Genomic DNA, 13,232 nt, shown 5'->3' with positions numbered 1-13,232 from the left:
AAGGGATCAAGCGCCAGGCGCGTCCGGGCGCCCGTGCATACGGCGAAATCAAAGAGCGCCATGACCCACGTCCCATCCTAGCCCGCATCAACGCTATCAGGCGGTTGCGAAATCGGGCAGTGACTTCCGTTACACATCGCCACACCCCGGCGACAGGCGCAGGCAGCTTTGCCAGTATGCGCGCGCTCACGAAGGAATGTTCACCTGTCCGCCGATCCATCCGGCCCTGTGTGCCAGGCCTGCGGCTTCTCGAGCCCACCCGGCATGCGCTTCTGCGGCGCCTGCGGGGTGCTGCTGCGCCGCGCCCCGGACCGGCCGGCCATGGAGGCCGGCGAGCGCCGCCCGGTGACGGTGCTCTTCGCCGATATCGTCGGCTCCAGCGCACTCGCGGCGCAGCTCGATCCCGAGGATCTGCGCCGCGTGCTGCTCGGCTTCCGAACCATGGCATCGGACATCGTGACCCGGCATCGCGGCAGCCTGGCGCAGCATCAGGGCGACGGGCTGCTGGCACGCTTCGGCTTCCCCCGCGCGCGGGAGGATGACGCGCAGCGTGCCCTGCGTGCGGCGCTCGAGATCTCGGCGGGCGTCACCTCGCTGCACGAATGCGTCGACGTCGCCTTGCAGGTGCGGGTCGCCGTGCACAGCGGCATCACGGTGGTGGCGACGCTCGGCGGCGGTGCCGCCGGCGAGCCCGGCGCCATGGTCGGCGAGACGACGACGATCGCGGCGAGGCTGCAGCAGGCTGCCACACCCGGTGAAGTCTGGGCCAGCGAAGCGACGCGCCGCTTGGCCGGGCCACGCTTCAGCTTCTCCTCGCGCGGCGAGATCGTGCTGCGTGGCCTGCCGCGGCCGGTGCTGGCGCATCGGTTGGACGGGGAATTCGCCACTGTTGGCGCCGCTCCTGTCCTCTCGATGGTGAACCGAGTGCGGGAGCTGCGCAGCCTCTTCGCTGCTTGGCGCGATGCCGAGGCCGGGGCTGGCACGACACTGCTGATCGAAGGCGAGCCCGGCATGGGCAAGAGCCGCCTGATCGCCGAGTTCCGCGCCCGCCTGGGCCCGGCGGGCGAAGGCGCGGTCTGTCTTGGCTGCGGCGCCGATGACGGGGGCAGCGCCTTCCGCCCGTTGATCAATTGGCTTGCCACCACCGTGGGCCTTTCAGGGCCGGTCCTGTCCGGACGCGACGCGCTGGTCGCTTGGCTGGAGGGCCGCGGCCTCGCGGCGACCGAGCATGTCGCGCCGCTGGCGGCACTGCTGGATTGCGCGACGCCGGAGGAGTTGGCGGAGCTGCAGCAGGCCGGGCGCCGCCGGCGTCGGCGCAGCGTGGCTGCACTGCTCGCCGCACTCCGTGCCAGTGCCTCCGGGCCGACGCAGCTCTTCATCGCGGAAGACATCCACTGGGCGGATGACAGCACCCTCGCGGTGCTGCGCGCCCTCGGCGACGCCTGCGGCGCCCCAGGCGCCTCGTTGCTGCTGCTGCTGTCGCGGCGCACGGAGGGCCGCAACCTGGCCGGGGCGCCGCCGCTCACGCTCCGCCTGGCGCCGCTGACCGAGGCCGAGGCGCGGCAGCTTGCCACCGCCGCTGCGCCGCCCGGTACCGAAGCAAGCCTGGTCGGGCGCATCGTTGAACGCGCCGGCGGCGTGCCGATCTTCCTCGAGGAAGCGGCGCGCGAGATCGAAGCCGGCGCGGAGCTGCCGCTGACGCTCCGGGCCGCATTGACGTCCCGCCTGGATGCGTTGTCGGAAGCGAAGCAGACGGCGCAACTCGCCGCTGTGCTCGGGCGCACCTTCTCGCTGGAGATGATCGAAGCGCTGGCCCTGGCTGTGGCAGCGCCGCCGCCGCGGCGCGCGCTGCGCCGGCTGGTCGAGGCCGGGCTGTTGGAGCCGGAGGGGCCGGCGGAGGCGCCGAGCGGCTATGCCTTCCGCCACGAGCTGATCCGCGAGACCGCCTATGAGACGCTGCTGCGCAGCCGGCGCGCCACGCTGCACCGCGCGATCGCCAAGCTGCTGGGCGAGCGGACCGAGGCGCGCATGGATCTCGTCGCCTTCCACCTTGCGGCCGGTGGTCAGACACGGGATGCCGTCATCGCCTACGAACGGGCGGCAGCCGACGCTGCGGCCGCATCCGCGCATGTCGAGGCGGCCGCACATTGCCGTGCTGCGCTCGCACTGCTGCCGAAACTCGCGGACGACACGGCGCGCTCGACCGCTGAAGCGCGCCTCAACATCGCGCTCGCCACCCAGATCACCGTCGCCCGCGGCAATGCAGTGCCTGAGGTGGGCAAGGCTTATACCCGTGCGCACGCAGCGGCACTCCGCCTCGGTGATGACCGGCTGCGCATCCGGACGTTGCGCGGGCTGCAGACCTTCCACTTGGTGCGCGGCGCGATCGCCGAGGGCCATGAGATCGGCGAGCGCATCATGGCGCTGATGGCCGAGGAGACGGATCTGGCCGCGCGGGTGCAGGCGCACCGTCCCTTCGGGCTCGGGCTGCTCTACCTCGGCCGCTTCCAGGAGGCGGAGGAGCATCTGCGCCGGACCCTCGATTTCTACGACCCGGCACGGGATGCCCCGCAGCGCTTCGACTACGGCTCGGATCCGGCGGTGTTGGCCTGGTCCCATCTGGCCTGGGTGCTGTGGTTCATGGGCAAGGAGGCGGCTGCCTGGGAAGCGGATGCGGCGGCGTTGCTTGCCGCGCGCGAACTCGGGCACGCGCACAGTCTCTGCTTCGCCCTCGCCTTCCGCTGCGCGCTCGCGCAGTTCGCGGATCGCCCGGCAGAGAGCCTGGCGGCGGCGCTCGAACTGCAGGCGACCGCCACGTCACAGGACTTCACCTATTGGTCGGCTTGGGGCGCGATCTTCGAAGGCTGGGCCCGCGCGCGCGGCGGCGAGCTGACGGAGGGTGAGGCGGTGCTGCGGCGCGGCCTGGAGGACTATGCTGCGACAGGCGCCGAGCTGATGCGCCCCTGCGGCCTCGGGCTGCTCGCGGACATCCTGCCGGACGGCCGCGCCGAGGAGGCGCGGCAATTGATGGCCGAAGCGGATGCCCTGCTGGAAGCGGGCAGCATCTTCTTCTCGCGACCGGTCCTGGCAATGATCCGGCAACGGCATCCCCAACTGGCACAGTGACCTGCGGCGTCGATGGGGCCGCGCTACAGCTCCGCCTCGATCTCCTCGGCCGTCATGAACGGGTAGCGCGCCCAGAGCGTGTTCTTCTGGTTGGTGATCGCCTTGACCCAGGCCCCCACCTTCGTCGGCGGCGCCACCGTGAAGCCGACCTCCCCGCCCGCATTGGGGAAGCGCCGGTATTGCGGGTTCGCGAAAGTATGGCCCGGGGAGACATGGCCGTGCACCTCCGTCCCCGACTGCCACCATCGCTGGAGGTTGTTGGCCATCTTGTTCGCGATGCCGCTCGGCGCCGCACAGGAGCAGGCGTAGAGCAGGACTTTCACATCGGCAGCGCCCAGCTCATCGATCGCATCCGTCAGGTTGCTGATCTTGTCGCCATACCAGCCGGCGCTCTCCAGCCCGTTCTTCGTCCCGTGGCCGAAGTAGCAGATCGCGTCATAGTACTGGCCGCCCGACCCCTGGCGCATGGCGTCCAGGATGCCCTGCTGCACCTTGGCCGGCCCCAGCCCTTCCCCGTTCAGGAAATAGTGGCTGATGACCGTGCCGTTGGAGCCGCCATAGAGCTGGTTCCAGATCCGCATGCCGACATGGAAGGCCCCGGTCGCGTCGTTGGGGTCGTTCCCATGCTTGCTGTTGTTCTTCGGCCCGAAGATGAAGCTGCGCTGTGGTGCCTTCATGTCCGCCCCTCTGGTGTCCGGTCCGGGCTCCGTCCACCCGGTGCCGCGCATGCCGCGCATGCCGCGCATGTCACCATCCTCCCTCTGCCCGCAGCGCCAGCACTCAAATCCTTGCGATCTCGATATTGATACGGCTGACCATCGGCGCAGCCTCAATGGAGGCCGACCCGACGGTCAGGAGCATCTGGCCAGCTCGATCAGAATGCCGAAGGGATCGGCAGGCGGCCGCGCGCGAGATCGAAGCCGGCGCACAGCCCTGCCGCTGAGGCTTAGGGCCGTGCTGCCCTCACTACGAGGACTGAAGCGGCTCCCTTAAGGCCGCTCGCAAATCCAAGAGACCATGGCCGTAGCGAATATCGAACTCGCTCGCCGCATCGGCCGGCTTGCGTGCTGTCGCGCGCAGATGGTCGCGAAGCTCGGAAGTTTGCTTGCTCGCATGCGGGGAGCCGGCGCCACGCAGCGCAGCGACAGCGCCGGCTGCGATGCCACAGGCGGCCGATGTGCCGCTGCATAGCGCAGAGGCATCTGCGGCCTCAATGAAATGGCTGGGCGCACACAGGTCCGGCTTCTCGGAGAATGGCGTGGCCGGCGTCCGGAACGCCAACTGACCTGGCCCCTGCGAAGAATAGCCGATCCACATCCCGTCAGGCCGAACCGCGCCAACAGTCAACACATCGCCGTGTGAGCTTGCGCCGAAGATGCTGTTCCCTGGACCAGTGTCGCCCGGACCGCAGAGCGGATGCGGGCAGAATTGGCCGCCATTGCCGGCCGCAAAGATCTGGTCAAATCCCGCCGCATCGATAGCGCCTACGAGCAGGTTCAGCAGATGCGTCGGGTTTCCTGTGTAGTTTCCCGGATGGTGGACTGGAGCGCTTTCCTGCCGCCGGTCGTAGATCCCCCACGCATTGCAAAATACCCAGGGACCAGGGAACTCTGCTGACAGCCATGTCTGAATGTCGGCCTGCACCTGGTGTAGCGCCGCATGCGCCCAACTGGTCCAGCCGGTCACTTCAGTGACCTGTTCGGGCAGCAGCGGAAAATCGAACAGCCGCACGCGGGGGGCAACGGACAGCACGTTGCGCGCGACCATAGTCCCGTGGCCAGACCATGCCGCGGGTCCGGATCCGGTCTGCCAAAGAGGTGCACCGCCCTGCGACACCTCCCAGGCCCCGGCGACTTCCGCGCCCGGCGAGAAGGCAGCGAGAGCGGCCGCGTTCAATCCAAGGTCCACCATCACGACGTTCACCCCCTGACCGCGGAGAGAAGGCACGTGGCTTCTCAGCGCGTCGACGTCGATCAATGCCGAGGCCGCGTCGCGCGTGTGAAAAAGTGAGGGCTGGTCACCCTCCGGGCACCACGCATCGAAGACCGCGATAGGAAGATCGATACCGGCTCTCGCACCTGGCACCTGCCTGGCTGCATCGACGAAGCGATCGAGGGTTTCAATGCCCTCTACTTCGAGGCTGAAGACGAGCGATGGCAGTCGTTCCTCGGCGCGCCGCGCGGCTGCGGCCGCAGACTTCAGACGGCGGCCGGAAGACCGGAACTTATGCGAGTAAGAAGGCAGCGAGGCGATTTTAAACTTCGTACCGCCGATATCGAGCTGCCTCGGCAACAGTCTCCCAAGGCTGGCCAGGCCGCGCTCTGGGTCGCGGATGGCGGCGCGGTACGCCGCCCTCAGAGCGGGTTCGTTTGGCAACTCCAACATAATCCGCATTGCGCTGCCCTCTCCCTTCAACCGCTCAGCCACGGAACCAGCGTCACCGTCAGTCATCAATACGAAGCTTGCAAAATCCTTGCCCGGAACGATAAGAAAATGTCGCGCAGGATACCTTTTACACCATGTCCCCTGGGGCCCCTTCGACCGATGTCGGCACTGCTCCCCTGCGTCGGCGCTCTACGACGATCGCCTTTGCTGACATTGTAGGGTTTTCCATCCTGGCTGCCGCCGACGAGGTTGATGCGACCTCGCGCTGGCTGGCGATGTTCCATGACGTCGTCACCCCCGTGGCGGAGCGGCTCGGTGGCCGCATCGTCGATGTGCAGGGCGATGGCACGCTCGCCGAGTTCACGAACGTCAAGGCAGCGCTGGCCTGGGCACGGGCGCTGCATGACGCGTCAGAAGCGGCGGAGCGCGAGACATCTCCGAATCCGCCCATCGTTTTCCGGATCGCTATTCACGTTGGCAGCGTCATCGTCGAGGGCGACCGCATTCTGGGCGATGCCGTGAATATGGCGGCAAGACTTCAGGAGTATTGCACCCCGGGCGGGACTTTGCTCTCCACCGAGGCGTCGGCCAAGCTTTCCAAGGCGGATCGGAAAGCGACGCGGGACCTCGGCGAGCTGCCGCTGCGCAATCTCTCGCGGACGGTCCATGCGGTCTCGCTGGATCCTCGCCGCAGCGTCTCGGTACCATTGCCACCGGCGCCCACCCAGCTTCCGACGCTGGCCGTCCTGCCATTGCTCAACATGTCGGATGATCCGCTGGATGATTACCTCGCATCCGGGATCGTCGAGGACGTCGTGGCATCACTTGCCGGGCTTCGGGAGCTTTTCGTCATCGCGCCCGACAGCGCACGCATGTTCGCGGGCCGAAAGCCATCGCCGCAGCACGCCGCCCGGACCCTCGGCGTGCGATATATCGTCTCCGGCGACCTGAAGCGCGCAGGAGGCGGGCTGCATGCCTCATTGATGCTGACGGATGGCATCACAGGGGAGCACCTCTGGGGGGAGCGGATCGATACCCCCGAGCGCGAGATCTTTGAGCTTCAGGACTATGTGGCGACGCGAATCGTCGCCGGTGTCGCGCCCAGCATCCGCGCGTCGACACTGCGCGAAGCCATGCGCAAGCGTCCGGAGAGCCTGACCGCCTATGACCATATGCTCCGTGGCTTGCACGCGATGGCGTCGAGCGAACGCCCAGCATTCATCCATGCGCGCCGTCATCTGGAGCGCGCCATGGAAGAGGATCCGTCCTTTGCTCTCGCGATGGCTTGGGCTGCGCATTGGCACAGCCTGCGCATCGGTCAGGGCTGGACGGAGGATCGGGAAGCAGATGCCACGGCCATCTTCGACTTCGCCGGACGGGCGCTGACGCTGGAGCCAGGAAACTCGCTTGCCCTCGCGGTACTCGGCCACAACAGCGCCTATCTGCGACGCGACTTCGACACAGCCCTGGATTGTTTCGGAAGGGCACTCGCGGTCTGCCCGAACAGCGCGATCGCTTGGACGCTGTCGAGCGCCACTTTCAGCTATCTTGGGCGTGGCAGCGATGCGATCCACAACGCGGAGCGCGGCTTGCGGCTTTCTCCCTACGATCCGCTCCGATATTATCAACATCATTTTCTATCAATTGCCCACTATACAGCCGGCGATTTGCAGAGCGCAGAACGCTACGGATGCCTTGCGATCGGGGGCAATCCGGCTCACGCATCGAGTTGGCGCGTGCAGGCAGCGCTTCTCGCCGCGCAAGGACGATTTCAGGAAGCCAGGGAAGCCGCACGGCGGCTCATCGCGCTTGAGTCGGACTTCAGTGTTACTGAGTATATTTCGAACCGGATGCCCTTCAAGGACCCTGTCTTACGGGAGCGATTTGCTCGCGATCTGTATCAAGCGGGACTGCCTGCTTGATCTGCTCTGTCCACAGCGGAGAAGACAATGAGCTCGACCAGCGGAACGAGTGGCACGAGCGGTACCAGCGGCACAAGTGCCGCCAGCGGAACCAGCGGTACGAGCGGAACCGCTGGCGCTGGATCGACGGTCGGTCCGGACAGCACCGTGGGAGGCGCCGATATCTATCGCCCTCTTCTCATCTCGCCTTCGACGGCGCCGCTCCCGGACCTGCCGCCGGGCTCTCCTCTGGTGTTTCAAGGGCAGAGATGGCCTGGTCTCCTGGGTGCGGATTGGCCTCCGGTTCCCACGGTCGATTTTCGTGACTCAGACTGGGACCTGGATAAGTTCGCGATCGCTACGCTCGGTGAAATTGTCCAGCAATCGACAGGCACCACCCCGGCAAAGACCTGGAGCGACCTGATCGATCCCGGCGCTGATGGCTTCGATGAAGCGGGGACAGCGGCTGAATTGACGGAGCTGCGCAGCCTCATCGAATACCGCGCCGCCGTCTTCGATGAGGCGCTGGCGCAGCGGGCTGGATTGTTGACCTATATGCGGGGCGTCCTGAACTTTCGCTCAGGCTCGCATCCGGCCACTTACAAGCTGTGCATCCTGGCGTTTCAGTTCGCTCAGTTCCAGGACATGTACTGGAAGCGCATCTTCCGACGTCCGCGTCCTTCACGCCTGGATCCGGCGCTCATGCCACCGATCGAGGTGCCTGGCCACGGATCCTACCCGAGCGGCCATGCCTGCGAGGCGATGATGGTCGCCCTGGTCCTGGAGCAGGTACTGCCGACTGCCATCATTCCCGCCGCAGGTGCAGAACATGGGCCGCTCAGAGTTCTGGCGCGCCGCATCGCCCGCAATCGGGACGTGCTGGGCCTGCACTATCCAAGCGATACGCGCTGCGGCTTCAAGATCGCCGCGCGATCTCTTCCGCTTTTTCTTTCCGCCCCGACCGTACGCGGCACGCCGGCCGGCGGTTCCGGCAGCTCGTCCCAAAATTCCGACAACACAGAGCGCCATCAGGCCCCAGTCTTGCTCGGAGCGACCGAGCCTGTTGAGCCCGTCAACGTCGGCGAAGCTGCCGTCTATCTTGACGGGTTGCTCGCAAAAGCCCGCGCCGAATGGGCGTGAACTCGCACGGCATGCCTTTCGACGCGTGAGCGCGTGTCGGAAAACGCGCTCTATGGCAGCGACACCTTGGCTAGCATCGCGAGAAGACCAGATGCTCACGCTCTACTGCGCGCCCGGGTCCAGCTCCATGGCGCCGCATATCGCGCTGCACGAGATCTGCATCCGCTTCGACCTTCGGCCGCTCTCCTTCGCGCGCGGGCAGAACCGCGACCCGGACTACCTGGCGATCAACCCCGAAGGGAAAGTGCCGACCCTGCTGATCGACGGGCGCCCGCTGACCGAGGTCGCGGCCATCCTGTTCTACCTGGCGCGCCGCCACCCGCGGGCGGGGCTGCTGCCCGAAGGCGATCCGGAAGCCGAAGCGCGGGCAGTGTCCTGGATGTCCTTCCTGGCGGCGACCGTGCATCCGGCACGGCGGCAGGGCCTCGCCCAGGCGCGCATCGCCTATGGCCTGGCCGATCGCCGGCTCGGCGATGCCGATTGGGCGATCGGTCCTTATTCCATCGCCGACATCCACCTGTTCCGCCTGTTCTGGCGCTTCCGCAATTCGCTGCAACCCGCGGCCGGCGAGTTCCCGAACTTGTCCCGCCACCACGACCGCATGCTGGCGCGGGACGCCGTCCGCAAAACGCTCGAGGTCGAGGCCGCCATCGGCTACGAGCTGCCCGCCTGAACGGCCTGAACGACCTCAGGGCAGGCTCTTCGGGACGTGGACGGCGACCGGCTTGCGACGCAGCCGCAACCGCAACCGGAAAGGTTCCGGCGGGTTCGTGACCCGCATGCATTCCGAAAGCGCACGGAAGCCGAAAGTTCCAGGTGTTGCTTCCGCCAGGTGTGCGGGGCACGCAACTTATCGACCGGAGAGGCTTTGCCACTGCTGTTACGTCGACAGGAGACAAGAACATGACAATCGGACATCTCCGGCTGACCGCAGCGCTTCTGCTCTGTGGTGCTACGGCCGTCGGCTGCGCCCAGCCTTCGGGACCGCCGACGACCGCCATGCCCGCCGCCGGCGGGCAGGCATCCCCGGCCGCGCAATATGGCGGGCTGACGGGCACCCTGCCCCAGGCGCAGGGCGGCACCATGCCGAACAGCGGTACCCTGCAGCAGCCCTACCCGAACCTGCCGCCAGGCGTGTATCCGGCCCCGGGCCGGGACGCGGCGCCGCAGCTCGACACCGGCACGACGCGCCCGGTGGTGCCGGGGCAGACGGTACCGCGCTAGAGTATGATGCGCTCGCAAGCGCTCACGCATCATACTCCAGCCCCTTGTTTGATCGCGTGATTCAGACTTTTCGGCGATTCCGCCTCAAGTCATCGCGCTCCAAGCGTCGGGCTGAAGCCCGCGGCAGGCGCCGTCAGGCCTTCTTCTCCCAGCCCTTGGCGCCCTGCTGCCAGTAGGTGAGGGCATGGCCGGCGGTTTTGGCCGCCGCCCAGCGCCGGCGCGCGGCGGCGACCGCCGTCTCGTCGCCGCCGTCGAACAGGTCGAAGACGCGGTCGTAGTCCTGCAGCCGCGCCGTTTCCGCGCCGTCCACCAGGAACAGGAAGCGGGCGCCATTGGCGGGCGGCGCATCCTCCAGCGAGAGCAGGATCGGCTGGTGGGCGGCATGCGGCGCGGTCGCGGTGCCGTGCGGCAGCCAATCCGGGTCGCCGCAGGTCCAGAGCGTGGTGTCGAGCGCCGCCAGGCGCTCCGGCCCGCCGATCAGGATGAAGGCACGGCCGCCGCTTTCCAGCACACGCCCGAGCAGCTTGGGCGCGGCCGCTTCGGTGGTCGTGCGGGTCAGGTGATAGAAGCCGATCTCGGTCACGCCGGCGACCATAGCCGGCGCCGCGCTCCGCCGCCATGCGAGCGGGACCGGCGACACAACCATCGCCGAGCCCCTGCCATCATGGCCGTTTCGACACGCCCCAGAAGACCGGGACCGCGGTCGGGCGAACGCCCTGTACCGTGCTGCGCCAGGCCGCCATGGTGCGGAACTGCCCGGCATTGATGTAGGGCAGCACCTGGTAGGCGCGGGCATGCACGCGGGTCAGGATCTCCGCGCGCTTCGCGGGATCGCTCTCCTCCCACCAGGCACGGCGGAGCGATTCGAGCTCGGCATCCTCCGGCCAGCCGGTCAGGCCGGCAGCGCCCGGTGCCGCGAGGTAGAGGTTCGACAGCGGGTTGCCGGCATCGAGCGCATTGGCAACCGTGACAAACAGGCTCCAGCCGCCCTGCTCCACCGGCTCCCGCCGGTTGCGGCGCTGGGTGACGGTGCCCCAGTCCATCGCCGGCACGTCCATGGCGAGCCCGCCGCGCGCGAAGGCATCCGCCATCACCAAGGTCGCCGCGTTGTTGATCGGTGTGTCGGTGGCATTCAGGAACACCACGCGCTGATTGGCATAGCCGGCCTCGCGCAGCAGCGCCTGGGCACGCGGAATGTCGATAGTGCGCAGGCCTTCGGCACCGGCATCGCTTTCCAGCGGCGTGCCGCACATGAAGTAGGCCGGGCAATAAGGGCGCTGGTCGGCGGGGCGGATGCCGATCCCGTTCAGCACGTCCTGCTGGTTCACGAGGTGCAGCAGGGCGCGTCGCGCGCGCGGATCGTTGAAGGGCGGCTGCTGGTGGTTGAGGCGCAGCCAGACCATGAAGCCGACCTCATTGATCGGCGCGACAGTGAGCGACCGGTTGCGCTCCAGCACCGGCACCAGGTCGGCGCTGACCTGTTCCCAGAAATCGATCTCGCCGCGCTGCAGGGCGGCAGCGGCGGTCGCGGCATCCGGCATGGCGAGCCATTCGATGCGCTCGACCAGCGCCCGCTTGCCACCGGCGAGCCCGTCCGGCGCTTCGTCCCGCGGGCGGTACTGCGGGTTGCGGTGATAGGTCGCGCGGTCGCCGATCCGCCATTCGGCTCGGCGGAACAGGAAGGGGCCGCTGCCGGTCGGATCGGTGATCTGCTCGGCCGCGGGCGTGCGCGCCACCCGCTCCGGCATCACGAACAAGGCGCTGGCGGTCGGACGGGCCAGGGCTTCCGCCACCAGCCCGAAGGGGCGCGCGAGGCGGAGGGTGAAGCGGCGCTCATCCACCACCTCCAGCGCGGCGGTGGCGGCGGCGAGCGTGCGGCCGACGGTGTCGCGCTCCGCCCAGCGGCGGATCGACTGCACCGCGTCGGCGGCGCGGACCGGAGCGCCGTCGTGGAAGGCGAGCCCTTCGCGCAGCGTGAAGCTGTGGGTCAGGCCATCGGCGGAGACCGTGTGCGTCTCCACCATCTGCGGCCGCGCCACGCTTTGGCCGTCGAGGGCGAAGAGCTGGTCGTAGATCAGGAAGCCGTGGTTGCGGACGAAGGCGGCGGTGGATTGCACTGGGTCGATGCTGGTCAGCTCATTGATCAGCACGACGCGCAGCGTCTGCTCCGACGCCTGGGCGCGCGCCGCCGGCGCGAGGGCGAGAGAGGCGACGAGGAAAGCGGCGGCGAAGCGCATGCGACGGAACTCCCCGGGGTGACGGTCGCCGGCAGGCTACGACAAACTGCCGGGCTGGCGCATGATCGCGTGATTCACGCTTTTCGGTGATTCCACCTCAAGCGATCACGCTCATTCCTCCGTCTCGAAGCGCATCGCGACCAGGCGGTCGAGCATGCGGGCGCCGAAGCCGCTGGCACCCTTGGGGCCGAGCGCATCGGCCGCATCCCGCGTCTCGACCCCGGCGATATCGCAATGCGCCCAGGGCGTCTGTCCCGCGAATTCGCGCAGGAAGGCGGCGGCGTGGCAGGCATCCGGCAGGAAGCGGCCACCCCAGACCCCGCTGCCGGAGGGGGCGCATTGGCGGATATCGGCGATATCGCTGTTCAGGTCCTCGCGGTGGCGCTGCCCGATCGGCAGCGGCCAGAGCGCTTCCCCCACCGCGGCACCCGCGGCCGCGACCGCGGAGGCCAGCGCCGCATCGTTGCCGAAGAGCCCGGCATGGTGATGGCCGAGCGCCGTGATGACCGATCCCGTGAGCGTCGCGAGGTCGATCATCGCGCGCGGGCGGTAATGCTGGGCGGCGTGATGCAGCGCATCGGCGAGGACGAGGCGGCCTTCGGCATCGGTGTCCAGGATCTCGACGGTGCGACCGGAGAGCGTCGTCAGCACGTCGCCGGGGCGATAGGCATCCTCGCCGATCGCATTCTCGGCCAGCGCCAGCACCGCGATCACCGGCGCCGGTGATTTCCGGAGCGCCAGCGCCAGCACCGCGCCGGCGCAGGCGGCCGCACCCGCCATGTCCGCGCGCATCTCCTCCATCCCCAGCGCGGGCTTGATCGAGATGCCGCCGGTATCGAAGCAGATGCCCTTGCCCACGAAGGCGACCGGCTTCACGTCGAGCCGCCCCTTCCAGCGCAGCGTGACGAGGCGTGGGCCGGAGGCGGCCGCCTGGCCGACCGCGGCCAGCGCACCGAAGCCGCGCCTGCGCAGCCGCTTCGGGCCGATGACCTTCACGCGGATGCCATGCTCTTCCAGCGCGCGCAGCCGCTGGGCGAAGATCGCGGGCGTCAGGTGGTTGGCGGGCTCCGACACCAGGTCGCGCGCATAGAGCGCGCCGCGCGCCGCGGCCTCCGCCTCCCGCCAGGCGGGCGCCGCCGCGGCGATGTCGTCGACCAGGAGCTCAAGCCCCGGCGCGCCGCGCGTCGCCGGCGCGCTGCGGTGCTTGTCGAAGCGCCAG

10 protein-coding genes are annotated in these 13,232 nt (G+C 68.4%); 5 read left to right on the top strand and 5 right to left on the bottom strand.

Annotation, left to right across the window (positions count from 1 at the left end; all coding sequences use genetic code 11):
* Positions 1–264 precede the first annotated feature (264 nt).
* Positions 265–3,126, top strand: a complete 2,862-nt coding sequence (locus GXW71_RS16980; RefSeq protein ID WP_211853734.1) for an adenylate/guanylate cyclase domain-containing protein — start codon at positions 265–267, stop codon at positions 3,124–3,126.
* 23 nt (positions 3,127–3,149) lie between these two features.
* Here the strand turns inward: GXW71_RS16980 and GXW71_RS16975 are convergent, their stop codons facing one another.
* Both GXW71_RS16975 and GXW71_RS16970 read right to left on the bottom strand, forming a co-directional pair.
* The gene (locus tag GXW71_RS16975; protein WP_211853733.1) at positions 3,150–3,803 is read right to left on the bottom strand and encodes a hypothetical protein; all 654 of its coding nucleotides are present in this window, start codon (positions 3,801–3,803) and stop codon (positions 3,150–3,152) included.
* 289 nt (positions 3,804–4,092) lie between these two features.
* Positions 4,093–5,577, bottom strand: a complete 1,485-nt coding sequence (locus GXW71_RS16970) for a S8 family serine peptidase (RefSeq protein WP_211853732.1) — start codon at positions 5,575–5,577, stop codon at positions 4,093–4,095.
* 68 nt (positions 5,578–5,645) lie between these two features.
* Here GXW71_RS16970 and GXW71_RS16965 point away from each other — a divergent pair, with 68 nt between their 5' ends.
* From GXW71_RS16965 to GXW71_RS16950, 4 genes are all read left to right on the top strand, one after another.
* A complete protein-coding gene (locus tag GXW71_RS16965; protein ID WP_211853731.1) occupies positions 5,646–7,433 on the top strand; it encodes an adenylate/guanylate cyclase domain-containing protein in 1,788 nt (595 codons plus the stop codon).
* A gap of 27 nt (positions 7,434–7,460) precedes the next feature.
* Entirely contained in the window at positions 7,461–8,552 is a 1,092-nt protein-coding gene (locus GXW71_RS16960; RefSeq protein ID WP_211853730.1) for a phosphatase PAP2 family protein, read from the top strand.
* A 91-nt stretch (positions 8,553–8,643) separates the two neighbouring features.
* Positions 8,644–9,225: a glutathione S-transferase family protein gene (locus tag GXW71_RS16955; RefSeq protein WP_211853729.1), complete on the top strand. Its 582-nt coding sequence runs from the start codon at positions 8,644–8,646 to the stop codon at positions 9,223–9,225.
* A 230-nt stretch (positions 9,226–9,455) separates the two neighbouring features.
* Positions 9,456–9,776, top strand: coding sequence for a hypothetical protein (locus tag GXW71_RS16950; protein ID WP_211853728.1), 321 nt, complete (start codon positions 9,456–9,458; stop codon positions 9,774–9,776).
* Positions 9,777–9,909: 133 nt separating this feature from the next.
* Here the strand turns inward: GXW71_RS16950 and GXW71_RS16945 are convergent, their stop codons facing one another.
* The 3 genes from GXW71_RS16945 to GXW71_RS16935 all read right to left on the bottom strand — a co-directional run.
* Positions 9,910–10,359: a DNA polymerase III subunit chi gene (locus GXW71_RS16945; RefSeq protein ID WP_211853843.1), complete on the bottom strand. Its 450-nt coding sequence runs from the start codon at positions 10,357–10,359 to the stop codon at positions 9,910–9,912.
* Between the two features lie 79 nt (positions 10,360–10,438).
* Positions 10,439–12,013, bottom strand: a complete 1,575-nt coding sequence (locus tag GXW71_RS16940) for an ABC transporter substrate-binding protein (RefSeq protein WP_211853727.1) — start codon at positions 12,011–12,013, stop codon at positions 10,439–10,441.
* Positions 12,014–12,124: 111 nt separating this feature from the next.
* Positions 12,125–13,232, bottom strand: a 1,108-nt coding sequence (locus tag GXW71_RS16935) for a leucyl aminopeptidase family protein (protein ID WP_211853726.1), incomplete at its 5' end; no start/stop codon positions are given.

Source organism: Plastoroseomonas hellenica (assembly GCF_018129085.1).
GTDB classification, from domain to species: Bacteria; Pseudomonadota; Alphaproteobacteria; order Acetobacterales; family Acetobacteraceae; genus Plastoroseomonas; species Plastoroseomonas hellenica.
This window is presented reverse-complemented; position numbering and strand designations above follow the sequence as displayed.